The following is an 18010-nucleotide window of genomic DNA, read 5'->3' on the forward strand; positions in this document are numbered from 1 at the left end:
AAAACGCTTCAAATGACCGACGTCAAACTGTCGAAGTCCTCAGATCGATCCCCGAACGACCCTATTTCCGCACCCTGTTAAGTCGTGGATCGCAAAGAGAAAGCACAGTCCGATCACAGTCCTTCCGCACAGCAGCCGTTGCGCCCCGTTGCAGTGGCTGGTGCTAAATTGGACTGGCCGGAGCGCCTCTCTGTCGTCGCGCTGATCATGGCAGCCATAGTGCTGCTGGTGTACGGAGGTGTCCTGTCAGCCCTCTTTCTGGCGCTGGCTGCACTAATGGGCTGGACGCGTCAGCATCGCCTTCAAGCTGCTCAGGGGAAGAGATCGTTTTCAGACCTCGGCCGCTTCATCACCGGGGCCTTCATGGTCGTAATTGCGGTTGCCCTTTGGCCTAAGCAAGAAGCAGCGGCTCCTGCAAAGGAAGTCGCGTCTGTGGCGCACATCCCGGAGGCCAAGCGGGGGAGCAAGTGTGCTGATTATGGCATCGTCGCGCGAACGGACTTTGGCGTGGTAGCAGATAGCGAAACAACGTTCGTGTCGGAGCCCCGAACTGGTGCTTCGCCGGTCATGATGAATGTTAGCGGCACACGCCTTCCGGTGCCGCTGGAAGGGGACGCGACGGTTCGCGAAACGTGCAGGGCAGGCAAGTGGTCGCAAGTCCGCGTCCTGACGTCGTCGCAGGACCATGGGCCTCTAGAGGGCTGGGTTCCCACGTCAGCATTGCGCAAGGTGCCCACGAGCGCTTCCGGCCGGAGGATTTATCAGTCTGCTGACTTTGAGTGGCCGGAGGGCAGCTTGCCGCACCGCTCCGCCGCTGTGAAGATCATGAACAACATCATGGAACAACGATCCGACTGCCAAGCCCTCGATCACTCATCGCTCGTCATGAACAAGGTCGGAAGAAAATCAGTGTTCTCCATCCCGTGTTGGAAAAGTGACGGCGAAATGCTGTCCTTCGATTTCTCACCAGAGGATGCCAGCAATGGCCGTAGCTTCGAGGATATCAAGCCGATAGACAAGTTTGCCGCCATTGAGGTCTGCAAGAGCGCCATACTGGCCAGCGCTTCCCATCCTTCGACTGTCGAGTTCCCAGCCCTCGATTATGACTTCCGTGATAGGGGCAGTGGGAAGACGGAACTGCTAATGTCGTTCAAAGCCAAAAACGGCTTTGGCCTCCAGTTGGAATACGACGCTCAATGTGATTTCACCGGAAAAATGTTGGATGATATGCGGATGTCTGAGGCCGACGGAGCGTGAGTATCGTATAACCTATAAGCGACTTCTTTTGGCAGACGGCGAATATTCCGGCTGCCGGGGAGAAGAAAGTAGCACGTAGGAGCAGGCTCAGAGGTACGTACACCAGACGGACACGACTTGAGGCTTTCAGAAGTAAGTCGGCGTAAGTCATTGAAAATATGGTGGACGCACTTGGGCTCGAACCAAGGACCCGCTGATTAAGAGTCATAGATTTGACCATATCGCACCCTCACAAATCAAAACGTCCAACCATTAGAAAACGCTAGAAATGCATCGATTTCGGGCTTATGTTATGCCTTGTTAGTCACACCGGGTAACTCCGCCTATCAAGGTTGATCCGTTACCCCTGCGTTACCCCAAAGGATTTTCATGGCGAAGGCGTTGACAGTAAAGGGTGTTGAAGCGGCGCGGTCGGATGCAGACGGCAAGCGGGTAGAAATCCCCGATGGTCACACGCGGGGCCTTTTTCTGGTGGTGCAGCCATCCGGCATGAAATCTTGGGCGCTACGCTATCGCTTCGAAGGTCGTCCGAGGAAGCTGACCATTGGCCCGGTGTTGGTGAATCGCGATGATCCGGTTAGCGGTCCATTACCGCTGGGAAGCCCCCATACGCTAGGCGAAGCGCGCACGGCGGCGCAAACAGCTAAGCTGACTGTCGCTGGTGGTCGTGATCCCGGCTTGGTCAAGATCGCGGAAAAAGCCCCTCCCGCCGATCCCGAACTGCACTTGGTGCGTAAGCATGCCAGCCGGTTTGTGGAGCAATACTGTAAGCCGAAAAACCGATCTTGGCGGGAGACGGAGCGCCAATTCAATACCACAATTCTACCGGTGATCGGTGCGAAGCGGATCGATGAAATAACCAAGGCTGATATCGTCGGTATGCGCGATCGCCTCGTTGAAGCTGGCAAGCCTATCATGGCAAACCGCGTATTCGCGACACTGCGAAAATTCTTCAATTGGTTAGTCGGACGGGGCGTGTTGGATATCTCCCCATGCGGCGGGTTGTCCATGCCGAGTGCTGAAACGTCCCGTGATCGCGTGCTTTCGTGGATCGAAGTGGAGGCGCTTTGGCGCGCGACGTATGATCTAGGTGAGCCGTTCGGCCCGCTGGTCCGGGCTTTGATGTTGTCGGGACAGCGACGCGAGGAAATTGCCGGGCTGACTGATAGCGAGATTGATCGCGATCGCATGACTTGGACGATCCCCGCCGATCGCGCTAAGAACGGCAAGGCTCACATCGTCCCGATCACCGACAGTTTCATTGCAACGATCGATGGCGTGAAGCGGATCGGCAAAAAAGGCATCGTATTCAGCACCACGGGCGAAACTCCGGTATCAGGGTTCAGTAAGGCGAAGGCCCGGTTAGACGATGCTTTGGAGTTTAATGCGCCTTGGACCTTGCATGATCTTAGGCGAACAGTTGCAACCGGCATGGCCGAGTTGGGCGAACCAATCCACGTCGTTGAGGCGGTGTTGAACCACAAAAGCGGTTCGATCAAAGGCGTGGCAGCCGTTTACAATCGCCATGATTATTTCGAGGAAAAAGCGCGAGCGATTACGGCATGGGATCGCTTCGTTCACGACGTGATCACCGATGAAGCGGTGCGACTTGCATATGGACGCACGCGGGATCGACGCACGTTCATTACTGCTATCCACGGCGATGAGAAGCGATGGCGTCGTTATTTGTCAATGTTGAAGCACCAAACCACCGCAAAGGAAGCGGCATGACCGCCCCGAATCTTGGCTTCGGCGACGACTGCCTTGATCCGCGCATCGACGCCGCGTGGGAGTGGATCGTTGCCATAGACGCTTTCGATTACAACGATATCGAGCCGCTTTTTCATTTGATGAGCAGTGACAAACCGATACCGGAAGAATTGCGCCCCGCGCTTGCTATGATCATCGCAGGAACTCGCAAGCCGAACCTTCGAGCCGCCGCAAAGCTTAAGATGGCAGCGGCAGAGAGGATGCGAATGGCGGGAAGCATTTCGGCTGTACTAGGACTTATTAACGAACTTAAAACGGGTGACCAAATCGATCTCTCGGACAAAGATCGGCCGCATCGCAGATCGATTGACATCAAAGCGGATCGTGACGGCGTGGAGCCGCTTCAAATCAAGAGAATGCTAGAAAGCCGCGCGAAGGAAGTAATTGTGCGTGCTGCCGGATCATTGAATGTTTCGGTCGAGACAATTGAAAATATGCTCCGCGAACTTCGGACTAAACTGCTAAAATATCCGCACGTGTAGTATCAACGAGGTTTGTATTGCACGCCTCGATTGGCCCGTCTGCGCCACGCCGCTTACTGAGCGTTACTACTTTCGAACAAAGGGTAACGCTATGGACCAAAATCGCTACATGCCAGCTTCGGCTGTACGGACGCTATGTGGCGTCACAGACATGACACTTTGGCGGTGGTTGAACGATCCCGCCACGGCATTTCCCCAGCCGATCTATATCCGCCGTCGTCGCTACTGGCGCGAGGGCGAAATTCGCGAATGGTGGGAAGCCCGCTCGCGCGAACAAATCGCCGCTTAACGCCGCAACGATCGCGGCGAATGCCGCGTACACCTTAAATCAAACAGCCCGGCAACGCTTGGCAGAGCGCGCCGGGCCGGGATCGCACAATGAGTATCATACCGAATGTCGCCGGTGACGACAACCGGCCGCTTGCGCCTGCGCAAGACTACAACATGGCCTTTTGCTATGTTGCCGCGTTGACGGGGCGCGATCCGTCCAATGTCAATATCGAGGTTCGAATGATCCACGATACCGACCGGGCGCGCCCAGCGATCCCGATGCGTGGGGGATTGTTGCAACTGTGGCCGGTGATCATCGGCCATCAGGCGCAAGGGTTCGGCGCGTTCATCAACATCAACGAAATGGACGGGCAGGGGCATAAGCTTGAGAACGTCGCTGCAATCCGTGCCCATGCGGTCGATTTGGACAACGCCAGTGCTCAACAAAATTATGAGCGCGCGGCGGCTTGGACGCCACCACCATCGTTCGCGGTGCAAACAAGCCCCGGCAAGGCGCACTTATACTGGATTATTCAACCCTATATAGGGAACGAATATGCCACCTCGATCAACCGCCGCCTTCGTCAGCATTTCGACGGCGACAAGAGCGTAATTGACCCTTCGCGCGTTCTACGCCTTCCCGGTACATTACACCTCAAGCGACCGGATGCGCCACATCTAGTCACAGTTGGGGCGCTTCGCGGCTTTGGATCACTTCCTTTAGTTGCGATGCTCAACGATGCTCTAGTCAACGTCCCCGATCTTGGCATTGCAATCGGCGTACGGCATGAATTAGGCGATCCATCGCTTGCCGCGCCATCGCTCGCACATATTCAGCGCGCCTTCGATTCGGCCGATCCCAATGATCTTGATAGGGGAGAATGGATCGCAATCACCGCCGCGATCAAGCAAGCCGGATGGACGCACGCCGACGAAGCATCCTTGCGAGCGATGTGGGATCAGTGGTGCGCTCGATTTGAAGGCAACGACCTTGCTGAGAACGACAAGCAGTGGCTTTCGATTAGGGAAACGACCCTCGGTTGGTCATCGCTTGTCCGTCGTTTCCCGACCATTGTGTTCGATGGCACGGTTCACAACTTGCCGATGGTCCCGGCTGCCAACGCTGCGCCGGTGGATTTTTGGGCAACGTTCAATGCAGATGACGCTAACAAGGCATCGGCCGTTGTCTGCACCAAGCATCTTGCGGAAATCGGTTGGCAGGTGGCGCACAATGAATTTTCCGATCGCACCATGATTATAGGGAAAGTCCCTTGGGATAGCGTTGATACAATCTATCCTCGCGAGTGGACCGACAACGATACACACGGTTGCAAGGCCGCACTTGAAGCGACGTTCATTAAACCATCCAAAGAAACGGTATTCGATGCGGTGCGGTTCATCGCTTTACGCAACAAATACCATCCTGTTCGCGACTATTTGAACCAAATTCGTTGGGATGGCATCATGCGCCTACCTACACTTGCATCACGATATTTCGGCGCGGCACACACAGCGTATTCTGAATTGATCAGCACCAAATTTATGATTAGCGCGGTCGCACGGATCAAAGAACCCGGATGCAAAGCCGACACGATGCTTATCTTGGAGGGCGCGCAAGGCGCTGGAAAGTCATCGGCTTTACGTTCGCTTGTCGGCAACGATTGGTTCACCGATCAAATGCCGGACCTTTCAACCAAAGACGCGGAAATACAGCTAAGTGGAAAATGGCTGATAGAGATTGCCGAACTGGACCGCATGAACCGGGCCGAAGTGACCGCCGTGAAATCCTACGCGTCGCGACAGATTGGCACCTACCGACCGCCATACGGTCGAGCGACGATCAACGTGCCGCGCCAATGTATCTTTGCCGGATCGACTAACGAAACGGAATATCTTCGCGACCAAACCGGCAACCGTCGATTTTGGCCGATTACATGCGGCACGATTGACGGTGCGGCCATCCGGCGGGATCGCGACCAACTTTGGGCGGAAGCCGTGTTTCGCTATCAGGTTGGCGAACATTGGTGGCTCGAAGGCGACCAAGAGCGGCTTGCACATACGGAACAGGATGGACGGCGGGAGCGCGATCCTTGGGAGGAATTCATTTCGTCACGGCTAGCGGTTTACGGGAGCCTGCCTATTACCATTGAACAGGTTTGTTTGACTATCCTTGGGATCACCTTTGAGAAGCACAACGCGACCATAAACAGGCGAGTAGCAAGTTGTTTAAAACGGGCCGGATATACACGCCGCCAAATTCGTTTTGGCGAGGAACGGCGATGGCGATACGTCAAGGATTAGCTACAACCACCTTTTGGACGTGATTTTGACGGCTCGTCACCACTCGCACCACTGTCACACCCTCGTTCTCTATATATTCTCACACGCAGCGGACAGGCTGGCATTTAGCTACTTCCCCATTTAACAGTTATCATCAGAACTAGTGGTGACAGTGGTGACAGTGGTGGAAAGGGCGTAAAAACTACCCTCTTGTATCACCACTACTCGCCATGCTTCTGGTGACAGCGGTGCCGCTCCGAAAGCGATCATCGCGAAAAAGCAACGCAGCGTTACCCGACCGTTACCCTTGTCGTTCAATCGCACCGGTTGTTTCGCATAGAGCGTTGATTTTCAATGTAATGATGACTGTGACCCGTTGATTGGTGGTCAACCGCTCCACGGTGCATTGAGTCTTTAGTTTCTCAGTTTCTTCTCAACGTCCGCGATGAAGCTGTTGCGCGCGTTCGTAGTCGCAGTGGAGGAAACAGGCCGAAAAAAGCGAGCACCAGTGCCGTCTTTTGCAAGATCAGCGCATCGCGTTGTCCAGTAATCAGCAAACTTGTGCGCTCTTGCGCTAAGGGTAGCGGCGGCTTCGGCGGGCGTGGTGCTAAGCCCATGTGTGTCCGCAGCGGCTTCGACCAATCGGCTTTGGTTGTCGCGCTCACGCTGCAATGCGCCATCGAGAATCGTGTCTGCGTCAGCAGCAGCAATCCCATCCATTACGGCGTCTGATATCAAGGTTTCAGCAAAACCTGTAAGTCCGTCGCGATCCACTTGATAACCTAGACGCCCGCATGTCCCGGCAGAATGCACCATTCGTGCGAATTGTTCGAAACCGGTATTAGCTGCAAGGAAGTCCGGCGCGGCGGTCCCATGAGTGGTCGAAACCAGAAGCGTGAATGCCAAAGCTGGCAGCGCAATTCTTTTAGTGACGTTCATTTCTGTCTCCTTAGTTAGGAGACTAACCCGGTTTGCAGCCGGGCGTGGTAATCCTCGCACGTAGCACAAGGCGCGGACGCCTTTGGGCCGAAGCCTTGGACATGCGCGCCCGCCGCCCGGCCACGCATGTGACCGGTCTACGTGCTAGGGAGATTACCAGCCTCCACGGCGCGGATTTACGCGTCGCGTTCGCGCGATGCCACAAATCAGCAGGATATCAAAACTCAAACCTTGGGCGCGATGATAACCTTGTGAACAGCCGTTCGAACCGTTGCTAAACTTTGTGCAACTAACCGGAGTAACCGTCCGCAACGGCGCGACCTGATGCACCTGATGTTGTGTACTTTTCGAATTTGATCGATTGATAAATCACCAATCAAAACGTCTGTCGGTCGGCAATCTGGAATATCGAATGGTCATTAAAGTAATTGTTCCGATGTTCGTCAATGTTAAACCAAGTAAAACCTTCCACTATGATAAATTACCAAAGCATATAGTTTTCATTTGACAATGGCTATCCTAATGCTGATCTTGTGTCCAAGCGTATAGGTTAGGATACATCAGATGCAGTTTCTATATTCCACGACAGCACGGGCAGCGATCATTACGGCTACCACCGATAGAGGCGATCGGCGGGCAGTAATGGCTATGCCCACCGAACTTGAAGCGCAGGATAGCCCGGTTCGCGAACCGGCTATTAGGGTACGCAATGCAGCCACAGCTTATTGCAAAGGTGCCTCCGGGATCATCGACACTTTCACGCCCGCTGCGCGCATCGAGAAGCTGCGCGCGCTTGTAGTCCTTGATCTCTCCGACCCGGCACAACAGCTACAGGCAGCGGGTCAAGCGGAACAGCAGGCAATCGACGCCGCTTGGGCGCGGATGCTGACTGTCCCGCCTGCAAATCCCACCACGGCGGCACTGCGACAGCAGGACCGAGATACGTTTGCTTCTCTCAGCGTTGGGGACAAGGCAGCGTGGATCATGAACGCGGACGTTGATCGGTTGGATGCGATCATAGAAGCTGGACAAGAGCGTGCCAGCGTTCCGGCTGAAATATGGGGGCAGGCGGAAGAGCGTTACGCGAAACTCAACTTCGTGCGCAGCACCGGACTATCAGCGGACTACGCCCGCAAGCCTTCGGCGCATGATCCGCTAGCAACGGGGGTGGACGAAGATGCTGTAGAGCGCGCCGCTGACGAAGCATTACGTCGCCACCGTGCGCGCAACGAAATCGTCGATGGAGTTAAGCAGGCACTTCAAGGGCTGACAACGATGGTGGCTTTAGTCTGCGATCTTAACGTGAACGCGGCCTTCGACTTACTTACCGCTCCGCAGAAGGTGGAAGCATGATGGCTGGACCGCGTTTGCCCCCTTTAGTTGTGCTTCCCACAACTGCGACCATGACAGCGGCGGCAGTTCGAGATGCGCTGAACGCTACCCGTCAATCGCTATACAATTATCGGCGCTGTCACGGCTTTCCCGCTGCTCATTATCGGGGGCGCTTATCGGATTATCGAACTGCCGACGTGGCGGCTTTTCTCGCGGCCCATGGCCGCACAGTAAAATGGGTTTAGCTTATGTCCCTCTCTACCGCTGATGGCCCTATTTTAACGGGCCGCAACAATCTGGGCCAGTTCGCGCCGGGCAATGGCGGACGGCAACCCGGCGCACGCAATAGGGTCAGTCGCACCAGCCTGAAGGCAGTTACCGACCTTTTCAACGAAGCGGTAGCCGTCCTGCGTGCGCGTTTAGCCGATAATGATCTGCGCGCGGCAGAGATAGTTTTGGCGCACGTTCTTCCCGCAAAGGCTCATGGCCGAACGATTGAATTTGGCGACGATGTGTCAGCCGCAACCATCGAAGCGGCCATGATCGAAGGGGCAATTACGCCTGCGGAGGCACAGATTGCAGCATCAGCCTTGGAGAAACTTAAGTCCGTTCGTGATTTCGACGAGATCGAACGCCGGATCGAAGAACTAGAGGAAGCCTTGGCGGAGCGCCGGAAATGAACAGCCGGTCGTTCCTCAAACGCATTGAACGCATCGGGGCGCTGATTTGCCCGCCGAACAGCCGGGAAATGCGCATCGCTAACCTTACGGCTGAACACCGCAAATGGTTCGATAAGTGGATGATCGACCGCAAAGCATGGATCGCACGTTTTGCACAAGCTGATCATGCGTATGCCGCGATGTTAGAAGGTGAGAACGGGCCACAATTACCCACTGAAATTAGGAATTTGATTGATGGCCCGGCTCCAACTTTGCCTGCCGGAATTAGTGAAACCGACGCGGCGGAAATTTACCGCGATTATCTCAACGAAGGAAGGAAATGATCATACCATTGTTGACCAAAGCTGTCTTGTACGATCCGTTTCAGGGGATAAAATTGACGATCGACGAACGAAATCAAGTCAGCGCAATAACGAGCTATCTTGCCAACGGGACCGGCGGCAAAGGTGAATTTGCAAACGTGTCGATCGTCGCGAATGGCACAACTTACAAGCTGGCACCCGATTTCCACTGCGGTCGCGGTATCGCGGAAGGCGCATAAGATGAAAATCATCTACGTTCGCAAACCGAACCTCTATCTCGCGTTATCTGACACTTTTGACGTTCGCCTTATCCAGCGGAACACGGTGCGGGAGATTAATCCACACGCTGTTCAAGTCGAAGAAATGGACGCTGTTTTACACAGCGACCGCAAAGGTATTCGCAATGATACGCTGCACATTGATGGATGGGGCTTGGTAGAAGTTGCAGACTGGCTGTTCACCGATCGGCCCGGCCTTACTGTAAACCAGTTCGGCAATGCGTTCATGCGCCTTTTTAAAGAAGGAACATGCTACTTGATTGAAACGCTAAAAGCGTCCTGCCGCGCGATGGTGCCGGAATTGGAAGCACAGGCAGCGGGCGAACAAAGCTACTTTCTTGGTCTGGTCCGGTCACAGCATCCCGCAGAATTTTCTGAATTGCGAGAGGCTTGGCTTAATCGATAATACGAAACTTCAGCGTAATGGCTAATTGCTTGTTCGTATCTTGCGTGAAACCTAGGTGACGAGGGTATCACATCGGGTAAAGGTTTCCGAACTTTCTCCATCGCACACCAAACGCTTTCTTCGACGTTGACCTTTCTGAAATATAATCCGCTAATTCAGCAGCCAAGCGTATAACGCAGCCTAACACGTCGGTGCGTTACCCCGACTGTTACCCGGAGACTTTTAAAGGCCTCACGTTGCCGCTAAGTCATTGAAAATATGGTGGACGCACTTGGGCTCGAACCAAGGACCCGCTGATTAAGAGTCAGCTGCTCTACCAACTGAGCTATGCGTCCACATTGCCTGGAGGGGCCGCCGCAGACCGGCGGTTCCGTTGGTCAGGGCGCGGCAATTACCATCATGGCGGGGCTTTGCAAGTCCCAATTTCACCCTGCCGCACAATTTGCGACGGCAGAGCGTTGTTCAGCCCCAGTCGCGGCGGCTTTGGCGGCGGGAGCGGTCGATGGACATGATCAGGCCGATGCACAGCATGACCGTCAGCATTGACGATCCGCCATAGGACATGAAGGGCAGGGGGATGCCCACGACAGGCGCCAGACCCATCACCATCATCAGGTTGATCGCGACGTAGAAGAAGATGGTGGTCGTCAGGCCGGCCGCAGTCAGGCGTGCGAACTTGTCTTCGGTGCGCAGCGACACCCGGATGCCCCAGCGGAACACGAACAGGAAAGCGACGATCAGTAGCACGCCGCCGACCAGCCCCCATTCCTCGGCCATGGTGGCGAATACGAAGTCGGTGTGCCCCTCGGGAAGATAATCGAGATGGCTCTGCGTGCCGTTCAGGAAGCCCTTGCCGAAGACGCCGCCCGATCCGATGGCGATCTTCGACTGGCTGATATGATAGCCTGCACCCAGCGGATCGCTCTCCGGGTCCATGAAAATCAGCACGCGCTTTTGCTGATAGTCATGCAGGAAGCTGAACGCGATCGGGATAATCGCCGCGCCCGCCAATGCTGTTCCAACGAACAGGCGCAGCGGCAGGCCCGCCAGGAACATCACGGTGACGCCGCCCGCCAGGATCATCGTAGCGGTGCCAAGGTCGGGCTGCACCAGCACCAGCGCCCAGGGCAGGCCGATCAACGTCAGCGCCGGCCAGATCGCATTCCACGTCCGCACTTCGCCGACCGGCAATCGCGCATAGAATTGCGCCACCGCCAGCACGATGGCGAGCTTCATGAACTCGGAGGGCTGCAACTGCATGAAGCCCAGGTTGATCCATCGCTGGCTGCCGCCCGCGACGCCGCCGATCAACTCGACCAGTACCAGCGCGATGAGAATCGCGCCGTAGAGCGGGAACGCGAAGTTGCTGATCGTCGAGAGTGGCACGCGGGAGATCGCCAGCGCCAATCCCATGAAGATGCAGAACCGCACGGCCTGATTGACGGCCCAGGGCGTGATGTTTCCGCCCGCCGCGCTGTAGAGCACGACGACGCCGAACAGGGCGATGGCCGTCAGCAGCAGCATGACGCGCCACGGCAGCGCCGCGATGGGGGCTGGGATCATGCTCAATCGGGTTGCTCCGGCACGGCGTTGTCGCTCGCCGTCATCGAATTGGCCACGGTCGCCACGGTGGCATTGGCGGCATTCATCGCTTCGGGCGAGAGCGTCGTTTCCAGCCCCTTTGCGGCACGGAATGTCGCCATCTGCGCGCTCATGCGCTCGGCGGGAGTGCCGCCCCATTCCTTCTCAAGCGCCACCAGCTTTTCCATGGCTTTCTTGGGATCGAACAGGAACGACAGGGTATCGCTGGCGATCGGTCCGGCATCCTGATTGCGGATCATATGTCCGCCATGTTCCAGGATGCAGGCGACCGCATAACGGGGATTGTCATAGGGGGCGAACCCCTGAAAAAGCGAGTGATCGCGCAGCTTGAACGGCAGCGAAGCGTCGCGCCGCACGCCGCCGCGGCGTTCGGCCATGGTGATGCGGCGCACCTGCGCGGTGCCGGTCTTTCCCGCGAGCAGCACGCCGGGAACCTGCATGCGCGCTGCGCCGCCCGTGCCGCCGCCATTGACGACCGCGCTCATCGCCTGACGGATCGTCACCAGATGCTCTGGCAGTACACCGATAGAGGCCGGCTCGGGCCGCTTCTGGTCCATCATGAAGTGCGGCATCAGCATCTTGCCCGACGCCAGCCGCGCCGCCATCACCGCCATCTGGATCGGGTTGATCAGCATATAGCCTTGACCGATGGTCGCGTTCACCGTGTCGTAGACCTGCCATTTTTCTTTGTATTTCCGCATCTTCCAAGCCGGGTCTGGTACGGTGCCGTAACTCTGGCTGGGAAAGGGCAGGGGGAATTTCTGCCCCATGCCCACCCGCCGCGCCATGTCTGCAATGACATTCATGCCGACGCGCTGGGCCATCTGGTAGAAATAGATGTCGCAGCTTTGCGCAATCGCGCGCTCCATATTTACGCCGCCATGGCCACGGCGCTTGTGGCAGTGGAACAGCGTGTTGCCGACCCGCAGCGCTCCAGAGCAATTGACGCTGTCGTTCGGACTGATCCCGGACTCCAGCAGCGCCAGCGCCACCATCGGCTTCACGGTCGAACCGGGAGGATACAGGCCCTTCAGCGTCTTGTTGCGCAAGGGGACATGGTCGTCGTCCGACAGCATCTGCCATTCAAGCTGGCTGATGCCATCGGAAAAGCTGTTAGGATCGAAACTCGGCATCGAAGCCATCGCCAGCACGTCGCCATTGCGGCAATCGATCACCACGACGGAACCCGATTGCGTCGCCAGCCTCCGCCCGGCAAATTCCTGCAGGCCTGCATCGATGGTAAGCTGGATATTGTGCCCCGGCTGGTCGGGGCGCGTCGTCAATTCCCGGACGATCTTGCCGCGCGCCGTCACTTCCACGCGCTTGGCCCCCGGCTTTCCCGTCAGTTGCCGGTCGAAGGATTTCTCCAGCCCGTCCTTACCGAGCTTGTATCCCGGCGTGATCAGCAGCGGGTCCTTGTTCTCCTCATAATCCTTCGCAGACGCCGCGCCGACATAGCCGAGCAGATGGCCCACGGCCGAACCGGCGGGATAATAACGGGAAAACCCTTGCGTCGGCGCGACGCCGGGCAGTTCGGGCAGGCGCACGCTGATCGCCGCAAACTGATCGTAGGTCAGGCTTTCCGCGACCTGCACCGGCTGGAACCCGCTGGCCTTGTCGATGTCGCTCTCGATCCGCTCCACTTCGTCGGCAGGCAGGTTGAGCAATTTCGCCAGGGTCGAGACCGTGGCTTTCCGGTCGCGCAGCCGGTCGGGTATCAGATCGACGCGAAAATCCGTGCGGTTGTTCGCCAGCGGCTTGCCGTGCCGGTCGATGATCCATCCACGCCGCGGCGGAATGAGCGTCAGGTTGACGCGATTGCTCTCCGACAGCAGCTGGTATTTCTCGTTTTCCGCGACGCTGATCCACGCCATGCGCGCCGCCAGCAGCATCCCCATGCCGCCCTGAATACCGCCGACCACCATGGCGCGGCGCGTGAAAGTAAAGGATTGGCTGGCTTCGGTAACGGTCTTGCGGTTCGGCTTGGGAAATTTCATGCCATGATGCGCCAGCGGTCGAGCCACGCGCATTGCCGCGCGACGAAGGGATAGAGAAGCACGGACCACAGGATCTGCGGGGCGACAAGCGCGATGGTGCCACCCCCGCCCGTCAGCCGCGCGAACCAGAGGCCGCCGATGGTGCAGAAAATAACGGCAATCGAGGCAATTAGCCAGTCCTGCCAGTAATCTCTCCAGATCAGCCGCCGCTCGACGACATCGATGCCGATCATCGTCAGCGTCCACAGGCACATGGCGCTGCCCAGTGGCTGTCCCGTCATCATGTCATCGAAAAAGCCGAGCGGCAGCGCGATCCATGCCGCCCAAAGCTCCGGCCGCAACAGCCGCCACGACAGCAGCAGCAGTAGCCCCAGCGGCGGCAGCACCGGCGATTGCGCAATGATCGGCAGCGACGTGAGCATCGACCCCAGCATCACGGTAACGACAGGCGTACCCTCAAGCCGAAAGCGCGAGGGGTTGCCGCCAAGGCGCGGCCCCTGCGGTATGGTCATGGTGCGACAGGCCCGGAGTCGTTGACGGCAGCCGGGGCTTCGGGTGCGACCGGGTCCGGCCGCGTCACGGTGGCTTCATAGGGGCGCTGCACTATCACGGCTTCCACGCGGGCAGGGTTGGCGAGAGGAGCCGCCAGCGCCTTGTCCCCATCGACACGCACGATGATGGCGACCGGGATGTTCGGGCGATAGAGACCGCCGGTGCCGGACGTCACCATGATGTCGCCAGGCTTGAAAGGGTTATTGCCCGCGTTCAGCGATCGGATCTCCAGCGATCCATCGTCCTGCCCCGTACAGATGGCGGCAATATTGTCCTTGGCGCGGCGAACCGGCACGATGCTCTGGCTGTCGCTCAGCAGCAGCACGTCTGCGGTATTGGGTCCCGCCGTCTGGACGCGGCCGATCAGCCCCTCGGGCGCGCGCACGGGCATACCGGGATAGACGCCCTGCGACCGGCCCGCATTGAGGCGTGCGAAGCGCCGCGTGCTGCTGGAGGAGGAACTGATGAGGCGCGCGGCCACGACCTCGTCCTCCTCGTCCTCGACCAGCTTCAACAGCTTCTTGAGGCGAATATTTTCCTGCTCGATGGCCGCCGCTTCGATCAGGCGCGTGCGGTTGGCGTCCACTTGCCGCCGCAATCCGACATTCTGCGATCCGGCGCGGAAGTAGGCGACGATCTGCTCGTCGATCGTGCCGACGCCGCTGACCAGTTGCCGCAGCGTCGCGGATATAGGGCGGGTGATTTCCCCCGATGCCGAACGGATCGCGGCAAAGCCCGTCGGGTCGAACATGGCGACGATGACCAGCAGCAAGCCGACACCGGCGCCCGAGACCGCAACGACATAGCCGGCGAACAAGCCATATTGCGCCTTCCGGTCATAGCCGGGGCGCCGGCTGGGTGGCCGCGCCATCGCTTAACCTTTCCTCAGCCGGTTTGCAGGACGCCCCGGAACATCGGGTCTTCCATCGCCCGGCCCGTGCCGATGGCTACGCAGGTCAGCGGGTCCTCGGCAATGGTGACGGGCAGGCCGGTCTCGTCGCGCAATTCGTCGTCCAGACCTTTCAGCAGCGCGCCGCCGCCCGTCAGGACGATGCCCTGATCGACGATATCTGCGGCCAGTTCCGGCGCGGTGTTTTCGAGCGCGATGCGCACACCCTCGACGATGGTGCTGATCGGCTCGGCCAGCGCGTCAGCAATCTGGCCCTGATTGATCGAGATTTCCTTGGGAACCCCGTTCACCAGATCGCGGCCCTTGATGTGAATCGTCTCGCCCACGCCATCGGCGGGCGATTGCGCGACGCCATATTCCTTCTTGATCCGCTCGGCCGTGGCTTCGCCGATGAGCAGGTTGTGATGACGGCGCACATAGGAAACGATGGCCTCGTCCATCTTGTCCCCGCCGACGCGCACCGATGTCGTATAGGCAAGCCCGCGCAGCGAGAGCACCGCGACTTCGGTTGTGCCGCCGCCGATGTCCACGACCATCGAACCGATCGGCTCGGTGACGGGCATGTCGGCGCCGATCGCAGCGGCCATCGGTTCCTCGATCAGGAACACCTGGCTGGCCCCCGCATTGCTCGCCGCATCGCGAATGGCGCGGCGCTCGACCTTGGTTGAGCCCGAAGGCACGCAGATCACGATTTCGGGGAAGCGCCACGGACGGGCCTTGCCGCCATGCACCTTGGTTATGAAGTGCTTGATCATCTGCTCGGCCACATCGATGTCGGCGATCACGCCGTCGCGCAGCGGGCGAATCGCCTCGATGCTGTCGGGCGTCTTGCCCATCATCAGCTTGGCGTCGTCGCCGACGGCCTTCACGCGCTTGATCCCGTTCAGCGTCTCGACCGCCACCACCGAAGGCTCATTGAGAACGATGCCGCGTCCGCGCACATAGACCACGGTATTGGCCGTGCCGAGATCGATGGCCATGTCCTGCGAGGAGAATTTGAATAAACGCGAAAAGATCGACATGCTTTTCCCTAGTCCAGACCACCCACCCGGAAGGGGCAGCAGCCGCGAGATATCTCATTTTCCCCACCTGCGCTCAGCCAGCTCTCGATACGGAAAAATGTCGGGCAGCGGGTCGCGGAAGGCGTTCGATTGGGCTAGTCACTAACCAATGTCAATACGCCGCCTGCCCGAACATCTGGTCAATCGCATCGCTGCGGGCGAAGTGGTGGAGAGACCCGCCAGCGCGCTGAAGGAACTGGTAGAGAACGCCATCGATGCCGGTGCGCGGCGGATCACCATCCGGCTGGCGGCGGGCGGTCTGGACCGGATCGAAGTGCTGGACGACGGCTGCGGCATGACGCGCGCGGACATGGCCCTCGCGCTGGAGCGGCACGCCACCTCGAAGCTGCCCGACGACGCCATAGAGAATGTCGCGACCCTGGGTTTCCGGGGCGAGGCGCTGCCCTCCATCGCCAGCGTCGCGCAAGTCACGATCGAGAGCCGCACGCGAGAGGGCGACGGCTGGCAGCGGATCATCGACAATGGCGCACTGGTGAGCGAAGGCCCCGCCGCGATCCCGCCCGGCACCCGCATCCGCGTCGAGCAGCTATTCGGCAAGGTCCCCGCCCGCCGCAAGTTCCTGCGCTCCGCCCGCTCCGAATATGCCGCCTGCCTCGACGTGATCCGGCGGCTGGCAATGGCGCGGCCAGACATTGCCGTGACACTGGAACATGACGGACGCCGCGCCTTGGGCGTGCAGGATGGCGAGAGCCGCGAGGATCGGGTGGCCGCGTTGACCGACCGGGCGCTGGCCGACAATCATGTAGTGATCGCGCTGGAACGCGAAGGCGTGGCGCTCGCGGGCGTCGCGGGCCTGCCCACCTATCACCGCGGCGTGGCGGACCATCAATTCCTGTTCGTCAATGGCCGCCCGGTGCGCGACCGGCTGCTGGTGGGCGCGGTACGCGGCGCCTATGCCGACCTGCTCGCCCGCGACCGGCATCCGGTGGTGGCGCTGTTCCTCGACTTGCCGCCGGGCGAAGTCGATGTGAACGTCCATCCCGCCAAGACCGAAGTGCGCTTCCGCGAACCGGCAATGATCCGCGGCATGATCGTCAGCGGCATCAAGCGCGCACTGGACGAGGCAGGCTTCCGCTCGGTCCAGCGCGCCGATCCCGCGGCACTGTCCGTGTGGCAGCAGGAGCCGCTCTCGCCAACCCCGATCAGCGCCATGCCGATCTTCGAGGCTGCCTCTACGCCCGCGCCCTACGCGCCCAGCCTCCACGACCGCCGCACGTCCTTCCTGACGCCGCCGCCCATGGCCCGCGCCGAACCCGCCGCGCAAGCTCCGCCGCAGGGCCAGAGCTTCCCGCTCGGCGTGGCGCGGGGGCAAGTCGCCAAGACCTATATCGTCGCGGAGGCGGAAGACGGCCTCGTCATCGTCGACCAGCACGCCGCCCACGAACGGCTGGTGCTCGAACGTATGCGCCGCGCATTGGACGGGGCAGGGGTCGCGTCGCAGGCATTGCTCCTCCCCGAAGTGGTGGAACTGGACGAACCCGCCTGCGACCGGCTGGAGGGCCGCATTGCCGAACTGGCGGAATTCGGCCTCGACCTCGAACGCTTCGGCCCGTCAGCGATGCTCGTCCGATCGACACCTGCGATGCTCGGCGCGGGCGATGTGCATGGGCTCGTCACCGATCTTGCCGACGAACTGGCGGCCTATGACAGCACATTGTCGCTGAAGGAGCGCCTGGACCACGTCGCCGCCACCATGGCCTGCCACGGCTCCGTGCGGGCCGGGCGCGTGCTCTCCGTCGCCGAGATGAACGCACTCCTCCGCGAGATGGAAGTCACGCCCCGAAGCGGCCAGTGCAACCATGGCAGACCGACATGGGTTAAGCTTGGCCATGGCGATATAGAAAAGCTGTTCGGTCGAAAGTGACACCTCG

Annotated in this window: 17 protein-coding genes and 2 tRNA genes; 11 read left to right on the plus strand and 8 right to left on the minus strand. The window is 59.1% G+C overall.

Annotated elements, in window-relative coordinates:
* Positions 1-84 precede the first annotated feature (84 nt).
* Entirely contained in the window at positions 85-1257 is a 1173-nt protein-coding gene (locus QHC67_RS02915; RefSeq protein ID WP_319290767.1) for a hypothetical protein, read from the plus strand.
* A 159-nt stretch (positions 1258-1416) separates the two neighbouring features.
* On the opposite strand, the gene QHC67_RS02920 is transcribed toward QHC67_RS02915, so the two are convergent.
* Positions 1417-1504 (minus strand) — tRNA-Lys (locus QHC67_RS02920).
* Between the two features lie 122 nt (positions 1505-1626).
* Between QHC67_RS02920 and QHC67_RS02925 the strand changes: the two genes are divergently transcribed.
* From QHC67_RS02925 to QHC67_RS02940, 4 genes are all read left to right on the plus strand, one after another.
* Positions 1627-2988 carry a tyrosine-type recombinase/integrase gene (locus tag QHC67_RS02925; protein ID WP_319290770.1) on the plus strand — a complete coding sequence of 454 codons (1362 nt, stop codon included), beginning with the start codon at positions 1627-1629 and terminating at the stop codon, positions 2986-2988.
* Positions 2985-3509: a hypothetical protein gene (locus tag QHC67_RS02930; RefSeq protein WP_319290772.1), complete on the plus strand. Its 525-nt coding sequence runs from the start codon at positions 2985-2987 to the stop codon at positions 3507-3509. Before QHC67_RS02925 ends, QHC67_RS02930 begins: the two co-directional genes overlap by 4 nt.
* 151 nt (positions 3510-3660) lie before the next feature.
* Complete coding sequence (locus QHC67_RS02935; protein WP_319290774.1) at positions 3661-3798, plus strand: hypothetical protein; 138 nt, start codon at positions 3661-3663, stop codon at positions 3796-3798.
* An 89-nt stretch (positions 3799-3887) separates the two neighbouring features.
* Positions 3888-6080, plus strand: coding sequence for a VapE domain-containing protein (locus QHC67_RS02940; protein WP_319290777.1), 2193 nt, complete (start codon positions 3888-3890; stop codon positions 6078-6080).
* A gap of 393 nt (positions 6081-6473) precedes the next feature.
* Here QHC67_RS02940 and QHC67_RS02945 read toward each other — a convergent pair whose 3' ends face one another.
* Positions 6474-6998, minus strand: coding sequence for a hypothetical protein (locus QHC67_RS02945; protein WP_319290779.1), 525 nt, complete (start codon positions 6996-6998; stop codon positions 6474-6476).
* A gap of 564 nt (positions 6999-7562) precedes the next feature.
* Here QHC67_RS02945 and QHC67_RS02950 point away from each other — a divergent pair.
* The 5 genes from QHC67_RS02950 (at position 7563) to QHC67_RS02970 (ending at position 9996) form a co-directional block, all read left to right on the plus strand.
* A complete protein-coding gene (locus QHC67_RS02950) occupies positions 7563-8351 on the plus strand; it encodes a hypothetical protein (protein ID WP_319290782.1) in 789 nt (262 codons plus the stop codon).
* A gap of 227 nt (positions 8352-8578) precedes the next feature.
* Positions 8579-9010 (plus strand): hypothetical protein, encoded by a 432-nt coding sequence (locus QHC67_RS02955; RefSeq protein ID WP_319290783.1) that lies wholly within the window; start codon positions 8579-8581, stop codon positions 9008-9010.
* A complete protein-coding gene (locus tag QHC67_RS02960; RefSeq protein WP_319290787.1) occupies positions 9007-9333 on the plus strand; it encodes a hypothetical protein in 327 nt (108 codons plus the stop codon). The genes QHC67_RS02955 and QHC67_RS02960 overlap by 4 nt, the downstream gene beginning before the upstream one ends.
* A gap of 53 nt (positions 9334-9386) precedes the next feature.
* On the plus strand, positions 9387-9551 hold the full coding sequence (locus tag QHC67_RS02965; RefSeq protein WP_319290789.1) for a hypothetical protein: 165 nt from the start codon (positions 9387-9389) through the stop codon (positions 9549-9551).
* 1 nt (position 9552) lies between these two features.
* Entirely contained in the window at positions 9553-9996 is a 444-nt protein-coding gene (locus QHC67_RS02970; protein ID WP_319290792.1) for a hypothetical protein, read from the plus strand.
* A 259-nt stretch (positions 9997-10255) separates the two neighbouring features.
* Here the strand turns inward: QHC67_RS02970 and QHC67_RS02975 are convergent.
* The 6 genes from QHC67_RS02975 to QHC67_RS03000 all read right to left on the minus strand — a co-directional run bounded on the left by QHC67_RS02975 (position 10256) and on the right by QHC67_RS03000 (position 16079).
* A tRNA-Lys gene (locus QHC67_RS02975) sits at positions 10256-10331 on the minus strand.
* A gap of 127 nt (positions 10332-10458) precedes the next feature.
* Entirely contained in the window at positions 10459-11559 is a 1101-nt protein-coding gene (gene rodA, locus QHC67_RS02980) for a rod shape-determining protein RodA (RefSeq protein WP_413818479.1), read from the minus strand.
* Positions 11560-11561: 2 nt separating this feature from the next.
* On the minus strand, positions 11562-13595 hold the full coding sequence (mrdA, locus tag QHC67_RS02985) for a penicillin-binding protein 2 (RefSeq protein WP_319290796.1): 2034 nt from the start codon (positions 13593-13595) through the stop codon (positions 11562-11564).
* Positions 13592-14107: a rod shape-determining protein MreD gene (gene mreD, locus QHC67_RS02990; protein WP_319290798.1), complete on the minus strand. Its 516-nt coding sequence runs from the start codon at positions 14105-14107 to the stop codon at positions 13592-13594. Before mreD ends, mrdA begins: the two co-directional genes overlap by 4 nt.
* A complete protein-coding gene (mreC, locus tag QHC67_RS02995) occupies positions 14104-15018 on the minus strand; it encodes a rod shape-determining protein MreC (RefSeq protein ID WP_319290801.1) in 915 nt (304 codons plus the stop codon). Before mreC ends, mreD begins: the two co-directional genes overlap by 4 nt.
* A gap of 14 nt (positions 15019-15032) precedes the next feature.
* Entirely contained in the window at positions 15033-16079 is a 1047-nt protein-coding gene (locus QHC67_RS03000; RefSeq protein WP_104953246.1) for a rod shape-determining protein, read from the minus strand.
* Positions 16080-16227: 148 nt separating this feature from the next.
* Here QHC67_RS03000 and mutL point away from each other — a divergent pair, with 148 nt between their 5' ends.
* Positions 16228-18003 (plus strand): DNA mismatch repair endonuclease MutL, encoded by a 1776-nt coding sequence (mutL, locus tag QHC67_RS03005; RefSeq protein WP_319290805.1) that lies wholly within the window; start codon positions 16228-16230, stop codon positions 18001-18003.
* Positions 18004-18010 lie beyond the last annotated feature (7 nt).

The sequence above is a fragment of the Sphingobium sp. genome, assembly GCF_033795625.1.
In the GTDB taxonomy this organism is placed as follows: domain Bacteria; phylum Pseudomonadota; class Alphaproteobacteria; order Sphingomonadales; family Sphingomonadaceae; genus Sphingobium.